The sequence below is a fragment of the Plantactinospora sp. DSM 117369 genome (genome assembly GCF_053764795.1).
Genome location: NZ_CM132446.1, coordinates 2,102,399 through 2,124,030, shown reverse-complemented (window position 1 = coordinate 2,124,030; position 21,632 = coordinate 2,102,399). Strand labels below are relative to the sequence as shown.

Here is a 21,632-nt window from a genome sequence, read left to right as displayed (position 1 = left end):
ACCCGCCCGACGATGCCGCGGCACAGGTCCAGACCCGATGGTCGGCCCCGCGCCTCGGGGGCCTCCTTCTCGGGTACGTGGTGGTTCTCGTGCTGCTGCTCATCCACGGAATCGGTCTGACGATCGCCACCCTCATCTCAGGCTTGGGCGTTCGGCCGCGGGTCGGCGGGGCGTAGGTGGGTGAGGCAGGCGAAGGTGTAGGGCAGTTGCCAGCGGATCGGTCACCGTCCGCCAGAGTCGGCCAGGCGGGTGGGGCAGTGAGAAGGCGCACCCCGACCACGGAGTCCGACTCCCCGACTGACTTTGCAGCCAGGTTAGGCTAACCTAACGACACGCCGCGCTCGCGAGTCTGCCGGCGTCGCGTACCGAGAGGTTGGCCAGATGACCGAGCTTTCCACCGCCCCGTCGCTCGTCGCCCCGTGGCGGCTCTTCCCGGCCGAGGTCGTCCGGCTGCACCGGCTGAGCCCGTCCTTCCTCCGGGTCACCTTCACCGGAGACGACTTCGACACCTTCGCCGACCCCGGCTACGACCAGCGGATCAAACTCGTCTTCCCGATCTCGGTGCACGGCTTCCGCCACCTGCCGACCGGCACCGACTGGTACCCGCGCTGGCGGGCCCTCCCCACCGAGCTGCGCAACCCGTTCCGCACCTACACCACCAGGGCGGTGCGCCGGGAGGCCCGCGAGGTCGACGTCGACATCGTGCTGCACCCCGATGGCGGCCCGTACGGCGCACACGGACCGGCGGCCCGCTGGGCACTGGCCGCCACACCGGGCGACCGGATCGTCATCATGGGGCCGGACCACGGCTACCTCGGTGATCACGGCGGCCGGGAGTTCCAGCCCGCACTGACCACCCGCACGCTGCTGCTGGCCGGGGACGAGACGGCGGTACCGGCGATCGCCGCGATCGTCGAACGGTTGCCGGCACACTGCCGCGGCGAGGTACTGCTGGAGGTCCCGGACCCGGCCGACGTGCTCGACCTGCCGGCCCCGCCGCTGGTGACCGTGACCTGGCTGCCCCGCTCGGGTGCGGCGCACGGCAGCCTGCTGGTCCCGGCGGTCCGGGCCGCCGCCGAACGGCTCCTCCCGGCGGACCGGCCGACCCGGTCCGACGCCCCGGACGAGGCCGTGGACGACGAGCTGTGGGAGGTGCCGGTCGGCCTCTCCAGCGGCGGGCACTACGCGTGGCTGGCCGGCGAGTCCGGGGTGATCCGGGCGCTGCGCCGGCACCTCGTCTCGGAGCGCGGCCTGGACCGGGAGTCGGTCGCCTTCATGGGCTACTGGCGACTCGGCAAGGCGGACGACGCGGCCTGACGCCAGCCGCGCCCCGGTCAGCACTGCGGGCTCGGCTCAGAGCCGGGGCGCCACCTCCGCGGCGATCAGGGCGAGATGGTCCAGGTCGGCGATGTCGAGCACCTGGAGGAAGATCAGGCTGGCACGTGCCCGGCGTACTCCCAGAGCTGCTCGACGACCCGCGCTGCTCCGCCGGGCCGCACCGCCACCGGGGGCTACCCTTCCGGCTGTGTCCGATTACGCATGGCTCAGCCTGACCACCGACTACGGCCTCTCCGACGGGTTCGTGGCCGCCTGTCACGGAGTGGTCGCCCGGATCGCCCCGGCCGTCCGGGTGATCGACGTCAGCCATCTGGTCCCGCCCGGGGACATCGCCCGCGGCGCCACCGTACTGGCCCAGACCGTGGAACACCTTCCGCCGGCGGTACACGTGGCGGTGGTCGACCCGGGCGTGGGGACGGCGCGGCGCGGCGTCGCGTTGGGTACCCCCGGCGGACTGCTGGTCGGGCCGGACAACGGGCTGCTCCCCCGGGCCGCGGGCGTACTCGGCGGCATCGTCGAGGCGGTGGAGCTGACCAGCGCGGAATGGTTCCCCGACCCGTCCCGCACCTTCCACGGCCGGGACGTCTTCGCCCCCGCCGCCGCCCGGTTCGCGCTCGGCGCACCCCTGACCGACGCCGGCCCGGCCGTCGACCCCGCGACCCTGGTACGGCTCCCCGAGCCGGTGCTGCTGGAGGGCGACGGCTGGCTGGAGGCCGAGGTGCTGACCGTCGACCATTACGGCAACGTCCAACTCGCCGCCCCCGGCTCCGCACTGCGGCACCTCGGTCCGGTGGTCCGGATCGGTGCGCGCCGGGCGGTCCGGGGCGGCACCTTCGGGGATGCCCCGACCGGCGAACTCGTCGTCTATCCGGACTCGGCCGACCACCTGGCGGTGGCGGTCAACGGGGGCCGCGCCGACGAACTCCTCGGGGTCAGCCCGGGCGCCGTGCTGCGGCTGGAGTGAGCGCCGCGCCGAGCGGCGCCGACCCGGCCCACGCACCGCCTGCGTCGAGCCACCGACAGCGCCCGGAATCGGCCGGTGGAGCCGAAAAGGATGACAAAACTGTCTACTGTGCCCGCGCCCGGCTGCTGTGAAATGCTTACCGCGTGGGGAAACAAACGATCGATGTCGCCGCCTGCCCATGCTGCGCGCACCGGACCGGCGGCGGCACCTGCCCGATCTGCTTCTGGACCGACGACGGTTCCACCGACCAGAATGCCGGCACCGCCCGGGGCGGCCCCAACGGTGACCTGAGCCTGTCAGACGCCCGGCTCAACTACGCCATCTACGGCGCGAGCCACCCGCGTTACCAGGACGCGGTCCGCCAGCCCCGTCCCGAGGAGTTGCCCTGAACCTGGGTGGGCGGCGGTAGGGCGCGGCTCCGCCGCCACGCCGCCGTCCCCCGAGGGGCCCGCCTCGGCGACCGGCCACCCACAGCCACACCCCCCGGGAGCACCTTCTTCCGCCCGCACGGCTCCGGACGGCCGCGTAGCGGCTCCGGACGGCCACGTGGCGACGCCGGACGGGCGCGTAGCGACTCCGAACGTCACGCAGCGACTCCGGTGGCCGCGCGGCGGCTTCGGACGTCCAGCGGCGGTGTGAGCGCGACCGCCCAGCTCACGACCTGCGGCGGAGATCGGCGCGTGCGCGGCCGGTGGGCGTACGGCTGGAGGAGGATGGACGGGTGCCCGAAGGCGACACCGTGTGGAACACCGCCCGTGCGCTGCACCGTGCCCTGGCCGGTGACCGGCTGACCGCCGCCGACTTCCGGGTGCCGCGACTCGCCACCGCCGACCTGACCGGCGCGACCGTGCTGGAGTCCGCCGCGCGGGGCAAGCACCTGCTGCTGCGGCTGCTCACCCGGGACGACGAGGCGCGGCTCACCCTCCACTCCCACCTGCGGATGGACGGAGCCTGGCGGACGTACGCCCCGGGGGAGCGCTGGGCGGCCCGCCCCGCGCACACCATCCGGGTGGTGCTGCGTACCGCCGACGCGGTGGCGGTCGGCTACCACCTGCACGATCTCGCCCTGGTCCCGACCGCCGAGGAACCGTCGCTGGTCGGGCATCTCGGGCCCGACCTCCTCGGGGAGGACTGGGACCCGGCCGAGGCGGTACGCCGGCTCGCCGCCCAGCCGGCCCGGAGCATCGCCGAGGCACTGCTCGACCAGACCAATCTCGCCGGAATCGGCAACCTCTACAAGTCCGAGCTGCTGTTCCTGCGCGGTGTGTCGCCGTGGACACCGGTCCGGGAGGTGCCGGACCTGCCGGGCATGGTGGCGCTGGCGCACCGGCTGCTGATGGCGAACCGGGGGCGGTGGACACAGAGCACCACCGGGTCGCTGCACCGGGGCCGGACCAGCTACGTCTACGGCCGCCGGGCCGAGCCGTGCCGCCGGTGCGGCGCGACGATCCGGAAGCGGGAGCAGGACGAGCGGGTCACCTACTGGTGCCCGGTCTGCCAGCCCGAGCCCGGCCGGCGCCTCCCCACCGGCCCCGGCCACCCCACGCACTGATCAGCCGCACCCCCCGGACGCCCCCGCCGCCGTGTGCCGACCGGCCCCGGCCCGGCCCGACCATCCCGCGCACCCACGGTGAGCCCGGCCGACGGTGAGCCCCGATGGCCGGACGACGCCGTCGTGTGCCAATCCGAAGTCGAGGCACTCTCACCAGGCTGGCGACCGTATCCAACACTGGCTGTACACGGTTGACTGCTTACGGATCGTCAGCAGCTCACTCCCCAGGCCGGGGCGGACCGGTCGCGGAACTCGGGCGCTGGCGGACGGAGCGATCCGGTCGAGCTGATCTTCCCGGGGAAGGGGTGCGGTCATGTTCAGGAGGTTCGCGGCAAACCGGGCGGCCCGGGCGGAGCAGGCCAGGCGGCAGGGCGGGAACAGCGAGCAGACCGGCACCGGCCGGGCGGGGCCGGTGGTGCCGGCCGCCCGGACCAGCACCGATCCGCTGCCGGCGGCCACCCTGGACCCGACCGCCCCACCGGACTACTTCGGCTTCGTGCCGAACTTCGCGTACAGTCCGCTGCCGGTCTGTGACGCCGACGGGCGGGTGGCGCCGGGCACCGGAATCCGGAAGTTCGTCACCTCGCTGCCCCGGCCCGGCGACACCCCCAACGAGTTGGGCAACCTGATCCCGGTCGCGGTGCCGGACACCACCACCTATCCGGGCTGCGACTACTACGAGATCGGCGTGCAGGAGTACCACCAGCGACTGCACCCCGACCTGCCGCCGACCCGGCTGCGCGGCTACCGGCAGCTCAACAACGGGACCGACGACACCGGGCACAACACCGTGGCCCCACCGCTCCGGCCGTACCATCTCGGGCCGCTGATCCTGGCGCAGCGGGACCGTCCGGTCCGGGTCAAGTACGTCAACCGGCTGCCGGTCGGCGAGGCGGGTGCACTCTTCCTGCCGGTGGACCCGACCCTGCCGGGCGCCGGTACGGGTCCGCTCGGCGGCACCGAGCGCTATCCGCAGAACCGGTCGGCGGTGCACCTGCACGGCGGGCGTACCCCGTGGATCAGCAACGGCGGCCCGGCACAGTGGACGACCCCGGCCGGCGAGTCGACCTCGTACCCGCGCGGCGCCGGCTACGCCAGCGTGCCGGACATGCCCGATCCCGGCGCCGGGGCGAGCACCGCCTACTACCCCAACCAGCAGAGCGGCCGGCTGCTCTGGTTCCACGACCAGGCGGAGGGGATCGCCCGGCTCACCGTCTATTCCGGACAGGTCGGCCTCTACCGGCTGGACGATCCGGTGCAGCGGCAGCTCGTCGACGACGGCGTGCTGCCGGCCGAAGAGATCGTGCTGGTGCTCCAGGACAAGACCTTCGTACCGGACGAGACCCAGCTCGCCGCCGAGGACCCGACCTGGGACGTGGCCCGCTGGGGCGGCCCGGGCAGCCTCTGGTTCCCGCACGTCTACATGCCGAGCCAGAACCCCTACAACGAGTCGGGGACGAACCCGATGGGCCGGTGGGACTACGGGCCCTGGTTCTGGCCGCCGTTCACCGGGATCACCCACGGGGCGGCGCCGAACCCGTACTACGACCCGGCCAACCGGCCGTGGCAGCCGCCGGTCCAGCCCGGCACCCCCGCCCCGTCGGCGGTGCCGGACGCGTTCCTGGACACCCCGCTGGTCAACGGTGCCGCCTATCCCTACCTGCGGTTGCGGCCGGCGGCGTACCGGTTCCGGATCCTCAACGCCTGCAACGACCGCAGCCTGAACCTCCAGCTCTACTACGCGGCCTCCAACGTGCCGATGTGGCATCCGGACGGCACCCTGCGCGACGGCGACGCCGGCGAGGTGCCGATGGTCGCGGCCCGGCCGAACCCGGACTTCCCGCCGGCCTGGCCGACCGACGGCCGGTGCGGCGGGGTCCCCGACCCGAACGCGGCCGGACCGGACTGGATCCAGATCGGCTCCGAGGGCGGACTGCTGCCGGCGGTGGCGGTGCTGCCCAGCCAGCCGATCAACTACCAGTACAACCGACGGGACGTGACGGTGCGGGGCGTCACCGAGCACGCCCTGCTGCTCGCCCCCGGCGAGCGCGCCGACGTGGTCGTCGACTTCTCGTCCGTGCCACCCGGGTCGAACCTGATCCTCTACAACGACTGTCCGGCCCCGATGCCGGGCTTCGATCCGCGCAACGACCACTACACCGGCGCCCCGGACCGGACCTCGTCGGGCGGGCCGCCGACCACCCGGCCCGGTTACGGCCCGAACACCCGGACCCTGATGCAGATCCAGGTGGTCGGCACGCCGGCCCCGCCGTTCGACACCGACCGGCTCCGGGTCGCGCTCCCCCGGGCGTACGGGGAGAGCCAGCCCCCGCCGATCGTGCCGCAGAAGGCGTACGACGCCGCGTTCGGCACCGCCACGCCCCGGAACACGTACGTCCCGATCGACGACACCTCGATCACCTTCACCCCGTACGGCGGGGGTACGCCGGTGACCCTGCCGCTGCGTCCCAAGGCGATCGTGGCCGACTTCGACCCCGAGTACGGCCGGATGAACTTCCTGCTCGGCACCGAGCTGCCGAAGACCAGCTCGCTGATCCAGACCACCATCCCGCTGACCCGGATCGACCCGCCGACCGAGGTGCTGCTCCCCTCCGACCCGGCCGCCCCGGTCGGCTCCCCCGGCGACAACACCCAGCTCTGGAAGATCACCCACAACGGGATGGACACCCAGTCCATCCACTTCCACCACGTCAACGTCCAGCTCGTCAACCGGGTCGGCCGGGACGGGGCGATCAAGCCGCCGGAGCCGAACGAGGTCGGCTGGAAGGACACCGTCCGGATGAACCCGTTCGAGGCGACGGTGGTGGCGATCCGGCCGACGCTGCCCGAGCCGCTGCCGTTCACCGTCCCGGACAGCACCCGGCTGCACGACCCCACCCGGGCGGCCGGGACGTCGGACGGATACACCCAGGTCAACCCGGAGACCGGCGAGCCGGCCGCGGTGACCAACCGGGTACACAACTTCGGTTGGGAGTACGTCTGGCACTGCCAGCTACTCGGCCACGCCGACGCCCAGATGGCCCGGCCGATGGTGCTGCGGTTCTCGCCGGCCGCGCCGACCGGGCTCGCCGCCAGGCCGGAACCCGGCTCCGCGACCGTACTCCCGGCGATCGTGCTGGCCTGGACGGACAACTCCCGGCCGCCGGCCGGCACGGGTACGGCGGCACCGCCGGCCACCGGCAGCCTGGTGCAGCGGGCCACCGACGCCGGCTTCACCCGGGACCGGCACACCTTCGCCGTCCCGGCCGGCGACAACCGGTACGTCGACTCGACCGTCGTCCCCGGGCGCACCTACTACTACCGGGTCCGGGCGGAGAACAGCGTCGCCCACTCGGCGTACTCGAACCCGGCCAGCGCGATGGTGCAGCTACGGCCGCCGACCGGGCTGGTCGCCACGGTGGCGAGCGGGCCGCCGCTGCGGGTCAACCGGGGTTGGGTGAACCGGTCCTTCGCCACCACGGTGGACCTGCAACGGGCCACCAACCCGACCTTCACCAGCGGGCTGGTCACCAGTACCGTCCCGGTCACCGGAAGCTGCCCGGACCCACGGGTCGCTCCGGACACCACCTACTACTACCGGGTCCGCACCTGCTATCTCGGCGCCACGTCACCGTGGTCGAACGTCTCCACTGTGGTCACCCCGGCGGTGCCGGCGGCCCCGACCGACCTCGCGGTGACGCTCGACGGTGTGGCCGGTGGCCAGCGCGGGGTCAGCGTGGTGCTGAGCTGGGCCGTCCCGCTGACCAGCGTGGTCGGCGGATTCAGACTGCACCGGGCCACCGACTCCGGCTTCACCACCGGGGTGGCGACGTTGCCGGTGCCGGGCGCGGCCCGCTCGTTCACCGACACCGGGCTGGCCCGCGACACCGTCTACCACTACCGCATCCAGGCCGGCAACGCCGCCGGCACCTCCGTGGTCAGCCGCTCGGTCTCGATCCGTACGCCGGCCTGACGCCTCACCGGCCCGGCCCGGTGGCACGACGACCGGCGCCGTCAGGACATCGCCTGGGTCGGGCCGGTACGGGAGCGCAGGTCCGCCAGGCCAGCGGCCACGCCCCGGAGCAGGTCGGTCGCCTCGGTGAGCCGGGTCACCGAGGAGTTGTCGTCGTACTCGCGGCCGTCCTCGGCCACGAAACGCGCCGCCGCCGCCACCAGCCGCTCGTACGCCGACACACCGCTGTCGAGCTGCACGGTCAGGTGCCGGTGCGCGGCATCCAGCTCGGCCCGGGTCTCGGCCGGAGCCACCCGTACCGCCCGGTCCACACTGGCCACCCGTTCGGCAAGGTCCCGAAGCGACTGCTCCGCCACGGCCGCCTCCAGCACGGCCGGGCCGGCGGGACCGGTCAGCCGGCCGGCGAGCCCCGCCATCGTCGTGGCCGCCTGATCCAGCCGGGCCCACGGCTCGGCCGCGGACGAGCCGCGCAGGGCGACCCGGGCGCGCTGCCGGCGTACCTCGGCGAGGGCCTGACGCCCGGCGGGCAGCCGCTCGACCGCGGCGACCAGCCGGGCGCGGACCTGTTCCGGGGAGACCGGCTCGGGAGCCGGCGGCACCGGCTGCGCGGCCAGCGCGCGGAGGTCCGCCCAGCGCCAGACGGCGAGCATCACCGAACCGCCGGCCGCCGCCGCCCAGGCCGCGTCCGGCAGTCCCAGCCCCTGGTAGGGGGTAAGGATCGCCGCCGCCCCGCCGAGGCCACCCGCGAGCACGCTCCACCGCCGCACCGACCGGCGCAGGCTCCGCAGCCGGCGCAGGTGGCGGGTTCGCAGATCCGCCATCTCGACCTCACTCCCCGACGGCCGCCGGTCCGGCCGGCGGCTCCGCTCCCCCTATGGCCGCCGGCTCTGGCCGGCGCCCTATGGCCGCCGGCCAGAGCCGGCGGCATCCCGCGTTCGCCGGATCGCGCCGGCTCAGCCGGCGGCGCTGCCGCCGCCGGCCTGCTTGTCCCGGCCCATGCTGGCCCGGATCTCGTCCAGCCGGGCCACCCCGGCCGGGTCGGCTGCCGGAGCCGCCGGCTCGACCGCCGGGCTGGTGGTCCCGCCGGCCAGCTTCTCGCCGGCCATGCTGGACCGGATCTGCTCCAGCCGGGACGCGCCGGCCAGGTCGAGGGTGGACTTCTGGATCTCCAGCATCCGGCCCTCGACGGAGTTGCCGGCCAGCTCGGCCCGGCCCATCGCGTTGGCGTAGCGTCGTTCGATCCGGTCCCGCACCTCGTCGAGCGAGGGGGTGTTGCCCGGCGCGGCGAGCGCGGACATCGACTCCAGCGACTTGGCCACGCTCTCCTGCATCTTGGCCTGCTCAAGCTGGCTGAGCAGCTTGGCCCGCTCGGCCAGCTTCTGCTGGAGGATCATCGAGTTGTTCTCGACCGCCCGGCGCGCCTGGGCGGCGGCACCGATCGCCTGGTCGTGCAGGGTCTTGAGATCCTCGGTCGACTGCTCGGCGGCGACGAGCTGGGTGGCGACGGTCTGCGCACTCTGCTCGTATTTCGTCGCCTCGGTCTCGTCACCGGCGGCCCGGGCCCGGTCGGCGAGCACCAGCGCCTGGCGGGCCATCCCCTGCAACCGCTCGACCTCGGACATCTGCCGGGACAGCCGCATCTCCAGCTGGCGCTGGTTGCCGATGACCGCCGCGGCCTGCTGGACCAGCGCCTGGTGCTGGCGCTGCGCCTCCTCGATGGCCTGCTGGATCTGCACCTTGGGATCGGCGTACTCATCGATCTTGGCGCCGAACAGCGCCATCATGTAGCGCCAGCCCTTGACGAACGGGTTCGCCATCTCCCGGTATCCCCTCAGTGTCATCAGTCCGGTGGCCGTGTCTGCCGGCCCAGGAAGGCGCCCGCGCGACAGGATCTCCATCGTCCCAGGATCGCGCCACCCCGGCATACGACCTCAGGGGGATATCCACCGGATATGCCGCTAGGGGCCCACCGTAACGCGGTAGGCCCCGGCGAGCCACACCTTCAGCGACGCCGTGCGCCCTGACGCGCCGGTCAGTCGATGCCCGGGCCGGTCAGCCGACGCGGCGGAAGGCCCGGGCGGGGCCGGGTGCTCGGTCGGGTGGAGTCAGCCGACGCAGACGACGTCCCGGTCGGGGCTGGCGGTCGGGCGGATCCGGCGGGTGGTCCGCAGGGTCGCCTTGAGCGGCGATTCCTGCCGTACCGTCACCGAAACGGTGCCATCGGACGCGATCTGCCGTACCGGCTCGGCGCCGAGCTGGTGCACGCCGCCCTCGGCGAGGGTACGCAGGGCCCGGTCGGCCAGCGCCGGCCCGACCAGGGACGCCTCGACCCGCGCCGACTGCGCGGCGGGCTCGGTGCGGGCCGGTTCGGCCGCCGCGGCCTGCCGGGCCGGCTCGGCGGTGCGGGGCTGGCGTACGGGCTCGGCGGTGGCCGGCTGGCGGGCCGGCTCTGCCGTGCCGGACTGCCGGACCGGTTCCGGGTACCTCGACGCGGCCCGCGCGGCCTGCTCGGCCGGTCCGCCGGAGTCCGGGCGCCTCGCCCCGTCCCGCCCGGATACCGGGCTCTCCTGGACCGGCACCAGCACCCCGGGCAGCCCCTCGGCCACCTCGACGGTGTCACTCACGTCGCGGAGCAGTTCGGAGAGCCGGGCACCCAGCGCGTCGCAGATGGCGGCCAGCAGTTCGCTCGACGCTTCCTTCTGGCCCCGCTCGATCTCGGAGAGGTAGCCCAGGCTGACGTTGGCGGCGGAGGAGACCTCGCGCAGGGTCCGGTGCTGCCCCTGCCGACGCGCCCGTAGCGCGTCACCGATCACCCGGCGTAGCAGGACCATCGCACCTCCCGTGTCGCGGGCTCGGATCCTCCCGGACGTCGGACCGGCGCCGTCACCTCGACCCCGCCGCGATACGGCGGAATCGACCTCGCCGCGACACGCGGCGTCGATCCGGCCGCGCTGCGGCGGTGACCGCGACGTCGACTGCCCGAGCCTTCCCGCAACCGTACCCGGTGCGGCCGCCGACGACATCCCGCCCCGCCACTCCGCTCCTCCTCCCCGCCCGTCCGCCGGCACCCCCGCACCGGCACCGGCCAGCCCGGCAGGAGGGGATCAGTGCTGGTGACAACCGGTCGGCTGCCGTACCGGCCGGGTGCCGACCCGGGACATCCGGCCGGAGCAACCCGCCGGCAGACGAGTGGAAATCAGCACTCGCCGTCGACCGGGCTCTCGTCGGCCTCGGCGTGCAGCCGCTCGGCGAGCAGGTGCAGGGCGCCGCTCACCGCCCCGATCCGGATCCGCAGCCGGTTGCCGTCGAGGTCGAGTCGGCGTACGACGGTGCCGGAGGGTCCGGCCGCCGCCACGAAGACGAGCCCGACCGGCTTGCCGTCCTGCGGCTCCGGGCCGGCGACCCCGGTGGTGGCGAGACACCAGTCAGCGCCGCAGCGCGCCCGGCCCCCCTCGGCCAGCGCCACCGCCACCTCCGGGTCGACCGCGCCCCGCTCGGCGAGCAGTTCGGCCGGTACGCCCACCAGCGACGACTTCAACTCGGTCGCGTACACCACCAGGCCGCCCCGGAACACGCTGCTGACCCCGGCGATGTCGACGATCGTGGCGGCCAGCAGGCCACCGGTGAGCGACTCCACCACTGCCAGGGTGGCGCCCCGGTCGACGAGCGCGTGTACGACCGCCGCGGCCCCGTTGTCGGCTGCCCGTGCCGGGTCGTCCATCGATCCTCCTCCGGTCAGGCGGTGTCTGTCGCGTGTCGATCTGTAGCCCGTCGCACTGTTCGTGGCCGGTCGAGCGGATGCGTGTCCGGCACGCCGTCAGGGCGCGGCGCGCCGCAGCCGCAGGGCCCGGACCACGTAGTCGAGCCCGGTCAGCACGGTCACCACCACGGCGACGCCGAGGATCCAGGGCCCGACCCAGGTCACGCTCTCCGGCACCGGCCAGAGATACCAGACGATGGCCAGGATCTGGACGGCGGTCTTGGCCTTGCCGCCCCGGCTGGCCGCGATGACGCCATACCTGATCACCCAGAACCGCATCAGCGTGATGCCGAACTCGCGGACCAGGATGAGTACGGTGATCCACCCGGGGATACGGTCATACCAGGACAGTAAGACCAGAGCGGTGCCGGTCAGCGCCTTGTCGGCGATCGGGTCGGCCACCTTGCCGAACGAGGTGACCAGCGCCCAGCGCCGGGCGATCCAGCCGTCGACCAGATCCGTCACCGAGGCGACGGCGAAGGTCAGGCAGGCGGCCACCCGCCAGCCGGAGTGCACCATCCCGGAGCTGATCACCAGCCCGACGAAGACCGGTACCAGCGCCAGCCGGAGCGCGGTGAGCCCGTTGGCGGCGTTGACCACCGGGACCGGACCGACCCGACCGGAGGGCGCCGGATCGACGGCCGCCGCCGCCCGGCCCGGCTCGGCACCCCCGCCACCCCGGCCCGCCCCGGAGCCGACCGTGCCGGCCGGCACCGGCGGGCCCGGTACCGGATCCGCCGCCTCGGTCACGACGGCGTCCCGCCGCCGAGGCCGGCGCACCGGCGGTACGCCCCCGACGGGACCGTCACTGCCACCCTGGTCACCCCGCCCCACGCGGCGCCGCCGACACCATCTCCTCCGGTACGGCCACCAGGTCCACGCCCTCGGTGCCGGTGACCCTGGCCCGGACCAGGTCGCCCGGGCGTAACGCGGCCAGGTCGACCCCGCCTCCGATCGGGGCGACCAGGGTGGTCGAGCCGTCCACCTCCGGTGCCTGGTGGGCCGCCCGGCCCTCCACCACACCGCCGTGCACCGAGTCGACCAGCACCTCCACGGCCGCGCCAAGCCGCTCCTCGGCGCGCTGCGAGCAGAGCTCGTCGGCGAGCGCGGAGAGCCGGTCGTAGCGGCGCTTGACCGTGGCCGGCGACACCTTGCCGGGCAGGCCGGCGGCCTCGGTGCCGTCCTCGTCGCTGTAGTCGAAGACGCCGATCGCGTCCAGCCGGGCGTCGGTGAGGAAGCGCTCCAACTCCTTCACGTCCGCCCGGGTCTCGCCGGGGAAGCCGACGATCACGTTGCTCCGGGCCCCGGCGTCGGGGGCGAACTCCCGCACCGACGCGAGCAGTTCGAGGAACCGGTCGGTCGAGCCGAACCGGCGCATCCGGCGCAACACCGCCTCGCTGGAGTGCTGGAACGAGAGGTCGAAGTAGGGCGCCACGCCCGGTGTGGTGGCGATCACCTCGACCAGTCCTGGTCGGGTCTCCGCCGGTTGCAGGTAGCTGGCCCGGACCCGGACGATGCCGTCGACCGCGGCGAGCTGCGGCAGCAGCTTCTCCAGCAGCCGGGGGTCGCCGAGGTCCTTGCCGTACGAGGTGGAGTTCTCGCTGACCAGTACCAGCTCCCGGACACCCGAACGGGCCAGCCACTCCGCCTCGGCGAGCAGCTCGTCCGGGGTACGCGAGACGAAGGCGCCGCGGAACGTCGGGATGGCGCAGAACGCGCAACGCCGGTCGCAGCCACTGGCCAGCTTCAGCGAGGCGACCGGACCGGAGTCGAGCCGGTGCCGCAGCACCGGGCGCAGGTGCGCGGGAGTGTGCTCGTCGGCCACCAGCGTGCCGCCGGCAGGCCGGGTGGCGGTCCCGCCGTGCCCCGGCACCACCACCGCTCCGCCCTGCCGGGCCACCGGGGTCAGCGGCAGCAGTTCGCGCCGGTCCCGGGGAGTGTGCGCGGGGAGCTGCTTGCCGGCCAGCACATCGTCGAGCCGGGCCGAGATGTCGGGATAGTCGTCGAAGCTGAGCACCGCACCGGCCTCGGGCATGCCGTCGGCGAGCTCCCGGCCGTACCGCTCGGCCATGCAGCCCGCCGCCACGACCTTGGCCCCGGTGTCGGCGGCGGCGAGCAACGTCTGGATCGAGTCCTGCTTGGCCTTCTCCACGAAGCCGCAGGTGTTGACGAGCACCACGTCGGCACCCTCGCCGTCGGTGGTCACCTGCCAGCCGTCGGCGTGCAGCCGGGCGGCCAACTCCTCCGAGTCGACCTCGTTACGGGCACAGCCGAGGGTGAGCAGCGCGACCCGGCGGCCGGCGGTCGAGGAGGGGGAAGTGGCAGACACCATCCGAGCCTACCGGGACGGCTGGACGGCCCGGCCACGGCGGCTGCCCCCGCGCGGGCGCGTCACCCCGGCCCGGCACCCCGAGCCGGCGGCACCGCGCCGGCCGGCTCGGCCGCCGGCCGGGTCAGCCGGTCGAGCAGGAACGCCTCGCTGCCGGCCAGGCCGACCGAGCAGAAGACGGTCACCTGGTCCGCCGTGGTCCGGCCGGGGAGCGCGCCGGCCAGCACCGCGCCCAGCGCCCGCAACCGCCCGGCGTACGCCCCGACGGTGCCGAGCATCGGCGGGTCGTACCCGCCGGCCTGGGCCAGCGAGTCGGTGACCAGCAGATCCGCCCGGTCCAGCAGGTCGGGGCCGAACTCCGCCCGGCCCACCTGCTTGTGGCCGATGGTGTTGAGGTGACTGCCGGGGCTCAGGTCGGCGGCCGAGATCACCGGTGTGGGGCTGGTGGTGGCGAGCACCACCACGTCGCGGTCGCGTACCGCCTCCGGGGCGGTGCAGACCGCCCGGGCCGGGATGTCCAGTTCGGCCCGGACCCGGGCGGCGAACTTCTCCCGCCCGGCCGGGGTACGACAGAAGACGGTGACCTCCCGCAGCCGGCGTACCGCCGCGATCGCCCAGACCTGCGCCCACGCCTGGCCACCGGCACCGACCACTCCCAGCGTGGCCGCGTCCGGCCGGGCGAGCGCGTCCACCGCCACCCCGCCGAGCGCCCCGGTACGCCGGGACCCGATCTCCTCGCCGACCGCGATCGCCCGGACCCGCCCGGTACCGGCCTCGTGCAGGGCCACCACCTGTTCGCCCTCGGCATGCCCGAAGGTGTCGTACGAGCGGAAGCCGTACCACTCGCCAGAGAGCTGCCCGGCGGTGAAGACCAGCCGGCCGCCGGCCAGCGGCGCGGCCACCCGGGGCGGGGCGACGAGCCGGCCCCGGTGCGCCGCCAGCAGCGCGTCCCGGATCGCCCGTACCGCCGTTGCCGGGTCCAGCCGGGCCGCCACCTCGGCGTCGGTGATGAACTGGGTCATCAGCGGATTCTGATACTTCAACCGCGGTTCAGGTCAACCACCGGTTCGCGGCGCCGGGCTCCGGCTGTGTCGCCGGCTCGGGAGATGCCACCGGCTCCGGACGCGATCCCGGCTCCGGGCGTGACCCCGATTCCGGACGTGACCCCGGCTCCGGTGCCGGGAAGGGGTGCCGGAGGGTGAATGCGTCCGGGGTCGGGCCGGTGCGGGCGAGCCGGTCCAGCCGGGCCCAGGCGTCGGCCAGGGTCGGCAGCTCGCCGGCCGGCAGCCACCAGAGCACCAGGTGCGGATCGGCGCCGGCCGGATGGAACCACTCCCGGCGGCGGCGCAGCGACTCCAGGTGCGGGCTGCGGTAGGCGTAGTCCCGCAGCGCCGGCACCGACTCCCAGACCGTGAGGTTGACCAGTACGTCCGGCCCGAACGGGCGCAGCGCGGTGGCGTCGTCGCCACCACCGTCCTCGTCGCGCAGCCGCCAGACGAATCCCGGGGAGGTGTCGGCGAGCCCGTTCAGCGTCGGCAGGTCGGCGACGAAGTCGGCCATCAGCGGGTCGTCCATCGGCGCGCGCAGCCGGGCGATGTTGAGTTGGGCAAGGTGAAAGGCCATGTCCGCAGCGAACCAGCCGGCGAATCTCTTTGTCAATCCCCATTGTCTTTAGAAGACGCCGGTTTGTCTTCGGGCGGCTGCCGGGTGTCCTCGGTGCGCTCCAGCAGCACGCAGCAGAGTCCGGGCCGGGGATCGAGCCGGGCCCGCCAACCCGGCCGGTCCGCCCCGGTCAGCAGCCCGGTCAGCAGGGCCAGGTTCATCCCGCAGACGGCCGGCGGATAGTCCCCGGCGAGCTGGTGGAACGGGCAGTTGCGCAGCCGGATGTCGGCGCCGTCCGGCACCGGCTCGTACCCCTGGGCGTGCAGCACGTCGAGCAGCTCCGCGCCCGGCCCGACCGCCCGGCCGGCCTGCCGGCCCCGCTCGGCGGCCACCTCGAAGAGGGCCTCCTCCCCGCCGAGCCGCACCACGGTCTCGGCGAGCAGCTCCGCACCCAGCCGGTACGCCCGGGGCGGCACGCTGACCACGTGCTCCCCCGGCGCCCGCCGGTAGAGCTTCGCCGGACGGCCGGCACCCGGACCCGAACGGCCGGACCGGCGCGCCAGGGACACGGTCAGCAGCCCGGCGTCGACCAGCTTGTCCAGGTGGAAGGCGGCGAGAGTACGCCCGATGCCGACCTCGGCGGCCACCTCGTCCCGGCCGACCGGCCCCGCCCCGGCTGCCACCACCCGGTACGCCGCCCGCCGCACCGGATCGACCAGTACGGAGACGGCGTCGAGGCCCGGTTCCAGATCGTCCAGACTCGCCACCCTCCCAGGGTAGGGCGAGCCTCCCCGGTCAGTCGTCCGGGCGGAGCGCCGCCAGCGCCTCCTCCAGCTCGTCCGGCTTGACCAGCACGTCCCGGGCCTTCGAGCCCTCGGACGGCCCGACGATGCCCCGGGTCTCCATCAGGTCCATCAGCCGGCCCGCCTTGGCGAAGCCGACCCGCAGCTTGCGCTGGAGCATCGAGGTCGAGCCGAATTGCGAGGTGACCACCAGCTCGATCGCCTGCACCAGCAGGTCGAGGTCGTCGCCGATGTCCTCGTCGACCTTCTTCTTGGTGTCCTGCGCCGGAGCGAGCACGTCGGGCCGGAACTCCGGCTCCCGCTGCTCCTTGCAGAACTTGACGATGTCGTTGATCTCACCCTCGGTGACCCAGGCGCCCTGGATGCGTACCGGCTTGGAGGCGCCCATCGGGAGGAACAGGCCGTCGCCCCGGCCGATCAGCTTCTCCGCGCCCGGCTGGTCGAGGATGACCCGGGAGTCGGCCAGGGACGAGGTGGCGAAGGCGAGCCGGGACGGCACGTTCGCCTTGATCAGACCGGTCACCACGTCGACCGACGGGCGCTGGGTGGCCAGCACCAGGTGGATGCCGGCGGCCCGGGCGAGCTGGGTGATCCGGACGACGGAGTCCTCCACGTCGCGCGGCGCCACCATCATCAGGTCGGCCAGCTCGTCCACGATCACCAGCAGGTACGGGTAGGGCCGGATCTCCCGCTCGCTGCCCGGTGGCGGCTTGATCTGACCGGCCCGGACCTTGCGGTTGTAGTCGTCGATGTGGCGTACCCCGGCGGCGGCCAGGTCGTCGTAGCGCATGTCCATCTCGCGGACCACCCAGTCCAGCGAGTCCGCCGCCTTCTTCGGGTTGGTCACGATCGGGGTGACCAGGTGCGGGATCCCCTCGTAGTTGGTCATCTCGACCCGCTTCGGGTCGATCAGCAGCAGCCGCACCTCGTCCGGGGTCGCGCGGGTCAAAATGGACACAAGTAGACTATTCAGACATGAACTCTTGCCGGCACCGGTGGCGCCGGCGATGAGGATGTGCGGCATCTTGGCGAGGTTGGCCACCACGAAGCCGCCCTCGATGTCCTTGCCGAGCGCCACCAGCATCGGGTGGTGGTCACTCGCCGCCGCCCTGGACCGAAGCACGTCGCCGAGCGCCACGTCCTCCCGGTCGCTGTTCGGGATCTCCACTCCGACCGCGCTCTTGCCCGGAATCGGACTGAGGATCCGCACGTCCGGCGACTTGACCGCGTACGCGATGTTGCGGGAGAGCTGGGTGATCCGCTCGACCTTCACGCCGTGCCCGAGCTCGACCTCGTACCGGGTGACGGTCGGCCCCCGGGTGAAGCCGGTCACCGCCGCGTCCACGTCGAACTGGTCGAAGACTCCGGTCAGCGCGGCGATCACCTCGTCGTTGGCCCGGCTGCGGGTCTTCGGCGCACCGCCGGGACGCAGCAGGTTGGCCGGCGGCAGCGTGTAGTCGCCGGCCAGCCCGGTGATCGCCAACTGCTCCGCCCGGGTCGGTGCCGGGGAGTGCTCCGGCGGCTCCGGTGCCTTCCGGGCGGCCGGTACCTTGCCCTTCGGCTTGCGCGGCAGCGGAACGGTCTCGTGCGCCGGAGTGTCGATCTCGTAGCCGGGCTCGTCCTCGTCGGCCGGGCCGGGCAGCGGCGACGGTCGGCGGCGCGGCCGTCGGCCCTCGGAGCCGCGCCTCGACTCGGGCTCGGAGTCCTCCTCGGACTCCGGCCGGCCGAGCACCGCACCGGCGAGCAGCCCGAGCCGCTCCGGCACCTTGTTGATCGGGGTCGCGGTCACCACCAGCAGCCCGAAGAGCAGCAGCAGCACCAGCAGCGGTACGGCGACCCAGGCGCTGACCGCGCTCTCCAGCGGGCCGCCGACGCCGGCCCCGATCAGGCCACCGGCGTAGTCCCGCTCGGTGTTGTCGGCCGGATGCTGTCCGATGTGCAGCAGCGCCGCCGTGCCGACGATCAGCGCGGTCCAGCCGACCAATCCCCGGCCCCGGTGCTCCGGCTCGGCGGGCGCGCGCATCAGCCTGACCGACCCGATCAGCAGCAGGATCGGCAGCACGATCGAGATCGCGCCGAAGAACAGCCGGATGGTGTCGGCGAGTCGGCCGCCGAGCGGCCCGGCCGAGGAGAACCAGACCGCCACGGCGCTGAGGATCGCCAGGCCGAGCAGGAACAGACCGGCACCGTCCCGGCGATGCTCCGGGTCGAGGTCGCGGGCGGTCGCCGCCTGCCGGCCGGCCGCCCGCATCGCCCAGCCGACGCCGTGCGCCAGCCCCATCCAGGTCGCCCCGAGCGCCCGGCCGACGTACGCCGCCGGACTGGTCCGGGTCGGCCGGCGTGCGGCGGCCCGGCCCCGGGCCGGCTGCCGCGCCCGGGTGTTGCCCGCCCGAGTACCGCCGGTGCGGGTCGTGGACCCGCTCCGGCGCCGGTTCGCCTGAGAGGAGGCACGGCCCGCCATAAGTTCACACGTTAGCGGCGCACGCTGAGGATTCCCCGCTTTTGCGCGTCGTGTCTGACCAGCTACCTTGCGGATCACACCCGACACCCACCGCCCGCACCCCGGCGACCCCGGCCCGGCCCGGTACCGGCGGCCGTGGTCCTACCATCACGGGCGGAGCCGGAGCCGTCCAGGAGGGACCCCGCATGCCCGTACCGGACTTCGTGGCCGCCTCGGACCGGCCCGGCGGCGGCCGGCCGGAACGGCTGCGACCGCTGACCGACGAACTCCTCGGCACGGTGCTCGGCGGCCGGGGCCACACCTGCTACACCGACCCGGACGGTGACCTGGTCGGTAGCTGGGACGGCAACCTGGTCTACTTCCTCCGGGCCGGCGAGGTGCTCCAGGTCCGCACGATGGCGGCGAGCCGGTTCTCGGTCGACGACGTGCCCGTCCTGTACGCGTTCTGCAACACCTGGAACCGCGACCGGCTCTGGCCGAAGGCGTTCGTGCAGGTCAACGACGACGGCAGCGCCCGGGTCTGCGGTGAGGTGGTCACCGACCTGGAGTGTGGGGTCACGGTGCGGCAGCTCGACCAGTTGCTCGACTGCGGCATCTCGACCGGCCGGCAGATGTGCGCTGCCGTGGCGGAGCTGCGACGCTGAGTAAACTCACCGGCGGCCCGTCCCGACCCCGTGAAACCGGCCCGACCCCGTGAAAGCGAGACCCGTCCATGACCCGACCCCACGCGGCGGCCGCGTGACCCGCGACGAGTTGTTCGCCGCGCTGGCAGACGCCCGGGACCGGCCGGACGACGCGGCCAAGGTCGCCGAACTGGACCGGATCGTCGCGCACGCCGACGCCGGCGGGGACGTCCGGCTCGGCGTCGCGGCCCGGCTGGCCCTGGTCGAGGTGCACCGGCAGGTCGAACCGTGGCGGATGCTCCCGCCGGTCCGATGGTGTCTGGACGTCGTCGACCGGGCACCGGGGACGCTCGACGCCACCGACGCCGCCCTGCTGCACGGCTACCACCGGGAGGCGGTGGCCGCGCTCTGCGGCACCTCCCGGATCGGGCTGACCCGCGCCGGGGCCGCCCTCGACGACCTGGAGCGGCGGCTCGGGGCGGCCGGGCAGAGCTGCGGGCCGGCGTACGCCCTGCGCTGCCAGATCGCCGACCACGTCGGCGCCGAGTCGACCGCCCGACGGTGGCTGGTGCGCTGGCGGGCCGCGCCCCGTGCCGAGTGGAGTGGCTGCGTCGCCTGCGAGCCGGCCGAGCAGGCGAGGCTGCTGACCGGCTGGGGCCGGTGGACCGAGGCGGTCGAGTTGGTCGAGCCGGTGCTCGCCGGCACGCTGCGCTGCCCCGACCAGCCGGAGCGGGCGCTCGGCACGATCCAGTTGGCGTACCTGCGGCTCGGCCGGTACGACGAGGCCGCCGACGCACACGTACGCGCCTACCGGCGGCACCGGCGGGAGCGGGCAGGGTTTCCGTTCCTCGCCGACCACCTGCGGTTCTGCGCACTCACCGGTCACTACGATCGCGGACTGGAGATCCTCGCCCGGCACCTGCCCGAGTTGGACCGCCCCTACGACGAGGCGTCCGCGCTGGAGTTCGCCGCCGCCGGGGCGCTGCTCTGCCGACTGGCCGGCCCGGCCGGCTTCGGGCGACACCTGATCCGCCGCCCCGGGTACGCCGGGCGGCACGCCGCCGAGCTGACCGTCACCGCGCTCGGCACCGAGCTCACCGCCACCGCCGAGGACCTGGCGGGCCGGTTCGACGCCCGCAACGGGACGAGCCACCAGTCCGGCCGGATCGCCTCCTGGCTGGCCGAACGCCCGCTGCCCGGCCCGCTACGCCTGCCGCCCGAGCCGGTGGACGAGCCCGAACGAGCAATCGAACCCGAGCCGGTGGACGAGCCCGAACGAGCAATCGATCCCGAGCCGGAAACGGCGATCGAACCCGAGCCGGAAACGGCAGTGGAGCCGGAAACGGTAGTGGAGCCGGTGCCGGCGGGGTGCCGGGACCGGGGCGACGGGCTCGCGGTGGTCGGGCCGCTGACCGTGGCGGCGATCGTGGACGTGCTGCGGGACCGGGCGGACCAGCACGTACTCGGTCCGGCGGGCACGGTCGGCGGCCGGTGGGGCGACGCGCTGATCGAGTTCCAGCGGTTGGGTGAGCGGGGTGAGATCCTGCACGCCAGGGTGACTGCCGAGCGCCGGCTGCCGGCGGACCGGCTCGGGCAGGCGTACGAGTTCTGCAACGCCTGGAACCACGAGCAACTGCTGCCCAAGGCGTACGTCCTGGATCTCGGGGCGGGGGAACTGGTGCTGGCCGGCGACGTCAGCACCGACCTGGAGCACGGCGTCGCCGCCGGTCAGCTCGCCGTACTGGTCAACGCGACCCTCGCCAGCGGAGCCGCCTTCGCGGCCGCGGTGGCCGCGCTGCCCTGAGCCCCCGAAACAGACCCAGCCGCTGGGACAGGCCGAGCCAGGAGACCAGGATCAGCACCGCGACCAGTGCCTGGGCGAGCGCGGCGTACCGCTCGGGATAGATCACGCCCTCGACGTAGCGGTCGATGAAGCCCTGCCCGACGCCGGGTTCGCCGGCTCGGCGCCGCGCCCAGTGTTCGAGATAGGTCAGCGGACAGACCAGTTGGGCGGTGGTCACCAGCACGCCCCAGGCGGCGGCACCGAGATGCAGCCAGACCGTCCTCGGCCAGCGCCAGGCGAGGAACCCGCCGAGCACCAGATAGGCCAGGAAGCCGAAGTGCAGCACCAGGACCAGCATGATCAACAACCGGTAACCCATCGCCGCCTCCCGGGCAAAGGCTACCCAGCCGGGCGGCCGGCGGACCGGGTACGAATACTCAGCCC

The 21,632-nt window shown here is 74.0% G+C and carries 17 protein-coding genes and 1 pseudogene; 7 read left to right on the top strand and 11 right to left on the bottom strand.

Features of this window, described 5'->3' with window-relative positions; all coding sequences use genetic code 11:
• Positions 1-381 precede the first annotated feature (381 nt).
• The 5 genes from ACSMXO_RS09465 to ACSMXO_RS09445 all read left to right on the top strand — a co-directional run bounded on the left by ACSMXO_RS09465 (position 382) and on the right by ACSMXO_RS09445 (position 7,827).
• Complete coding sequence (locus ACSMXO_RS09465) at positions 382-1,317, top strand: siderophore-interacting protein (protein ID WP_455417412.1); 936 nt, start codon at positions 382-384, stop codon at positions 1,315-1,317.
• A gap of 208 nt (positions 1,318-1,525) precedes the next feature.
• On the top strand, positions 1,526-2,302 hold the full coding sequence (locus tag ACSMXO_RS09460) for an SAM hydrolase/SAM-dependent halogenase family protein (protein WP_455417411.1): 777 nt from the start codon (positions 1,526-1,528) through the stop codon (positions 2,300-2,302).
• 143 nt (positions 2,303-2,445) lie between these two features.
• Complete coding sequence (locus ACSMXO_RS09455; RefSeq protein ID WP_346256025.1) at positions 2,446-2,691, top strand: CPCC family cysteine-rich protein; 246 nt, start codon at positions 2,446-2,448, stop codon at positions 2,689-2,691.
• Positions 2,692-3,023: 332 nt separating this feature from the next.
• The gene (locus ACSMXO_RS09450; RefSeq protein WP_346256024.1) at positions 3,024-3,854 is read left to right on the top strand and encodes a DNA-formamidopyrimidine glycosylase family protein; all 831 of its coding nucleotides are present in this window, start codon (positions 3,024-3,026) and stop codon (positions 3,852-3,854) included.
• A gap of 313 nt (positions 3,855-4,167) precedes the next feature.
• Positions 4,168-7,827, top strand: a complete 3,660-nt coding sequence (locus tag ACSMXO_RS09445) for a multicopper oxidase domain-containing protein (protein WP_455417410.1) — start codon at positions 4,168-4,170, stop codon at positions 7,825-7,827.
• Positions 7,828-7,868: 41 nt separating this feature from the next.
• Here ACSMXO_RS09445 and pspM read toward each other — a convergent pair whose 3' ends face one another.
• The 10 genes and pseudogenes from pspM to ACSMXO_RS09395 form a co-directional block, all read right to left on the bottom strand.
• Positions 7,869-8,648 (bottom strand): phage shock envelope stress response protein PspM, encoded by a 780-nt coding sequence (gene pspM / locus ACSMXO_RS09440; protein WP_346256022.1) that lies wholly within the window; start codon positions 8,646-8,648, stop codon positions 7,869-7,871.
• Between the two features lie 132 nt (positions 8,649-8,780).
• Positions 8,781-9,644: a PspA/IM30 family protein gene (locus ACSMXO_RS09435; protein ID WP_455417409.1), complete on the bottom strand. Its 864-nt coding sequence runs from the start codon at positions 9,642-9,644 to the stop codon at positions 8,781-8,783.
• Positions 9,645-10,385: 741 nt separating this feature from the next.
• A pseudogene (locus ACSMXO_RS09430) lies at positions 10,386-10,658 on the bottom strand (helix-turn-helix domain-containing protein); the annotation flags it as partial.
• 365 nt (positions 10,659-11,023) lie between these two features.
• A complete protein-coding gene (locus ACSMXO_RS09425) occupies positions 11,024-11,548 on the bottom strand; it encodes a CinA family protein (RefSeq protein WP_346256020.1) in 525 nt (174 codons plus the stop codon).
• Between the two features lie 96 nt (positions 11,549-11,644).
• A complete protein-coding gene (gene pgsA / locus ACSMXO_RS09420) occupies positions 11,645-12,187 on the bottom strand; it encodes a CDP-diacylglycerol--glycerol-3-phosphate 3-phosphatidyltransferase (protein ID WP_346256305.1) in 543 nt (180 codons plus the stop codon).
• A 220-nt stretch (positions 12,188-12,407) separates the two neighbouring features.
• On the bottom strand, positions 12,408-13,919 hold the full coding sequence (rimO, locus tag ACSMXO_RS09415; protein ID WP_346256019.1) for a 30S ribosomal protein S12 methylthiotransferase RimO: 1,512 nt from the start codon (positions 13,917-13,919) through the stop codon (positions 12,408-12,410).
• A gap of 59 nt (positions 13,920-13,978) precedes the next feature.
• Entirely contained in the window at positions 13,979-14,938 is a 960-nt protein-coding gene (locus tag ACSMXO_RS09410) for an ornithine cyclodeaminase family protein (protein WP_455417408.1), read from the bottom strand.
• A 28-nt stretch (positions 14,939-14,966) separates the two neighbouring features.
• Positions 14,967-15,539, bottom strand: coding sequence for a DUF3291 domain-containing protein (locus tag ACSMXO_RS09405; protein WP_455417407.1), 573 nt, complete (start codon positions 15,537-15,539; stop codon positions 14,967-14,969).
• 32 nt (positions 15,540-15,571) lie between these two features.
• The gene (locus ACSMXO_RS09400) at positions 15,572-16,285 is read right to left on the bottom strand and encodes a helix-turn-helix transcriptional regulator (protein ID WP_455417406.1); all 714 of its coding nucleotides are present in this window, start codon (positions 16,283-16,285) and stop codon (positions 15,572-15,574) included.
• A gap of 28 nt (positions 16,286-16,313) precedes the next feature.
• The gene (locus tag ACSMXO_RS09395) at positions 16,314-18,782 is read right to left on the bottom strand and encodes a DNA translocase FtsK 4TM domain-containing protein (RefSeq protein ID WP_455417405.1); all 2,469 of its coding nucleotides are present in this window, start codon (positions 18,780-18,782) and stop codon (positions 16,314-16,316) included.
• 185 nt (positions 18,783-18,967) lie between these two features.
• Here ACSMXO_RS09395 and ACSMXO_RS09390 point away from each other — a divergent pair, with 185 nt between their 5' ends.
• The gene (locus ACSMXO_RS09390) at positions 18,968-19,426 is read left to right on the top strand and encodes a YbjN domain-containing protein (RefSeq protein ID WP_455417404.1); all 459 of its coding nucleotides are present in this window, start codon (positions 18,968-18,970) and stop codon (positions 19,424-19,426) included.
• A 94-nt stretch (positions 19,427-19,520) separates the two neighbouring features.
• Positions 19,521-21,209, top strand: a complete 1,689-nt coding sequence (locus ACSMXO_RS09385) for a YbjN domain-containing protein (RefSeq protein ID WP_455417403.1) — start codon at positions 19,521-19,523, stop codon at positions 21,207-21,209.
• On the opposite strand, the gene ACSMXO_RS09380 is transcribed toward ACSMXO_RS09385, so the two are convergent.
• A complete protein-coding gene (locus ACSMXO_RS09380; protein WP_346256012.1) occupies positions 21,151-21,567 on the bottom strand; it encodes a DUF2784 domain-containing protein in 417 nt (138 codons plus the stop codon). The two genes, ACSMXO_RS09385 and ACSMXO_RS09380, sit on opposite strands and share 59 nt — an antisense overlap.
• Positions 21,568-21,632 lie beyond the last annotated feature (65 nt).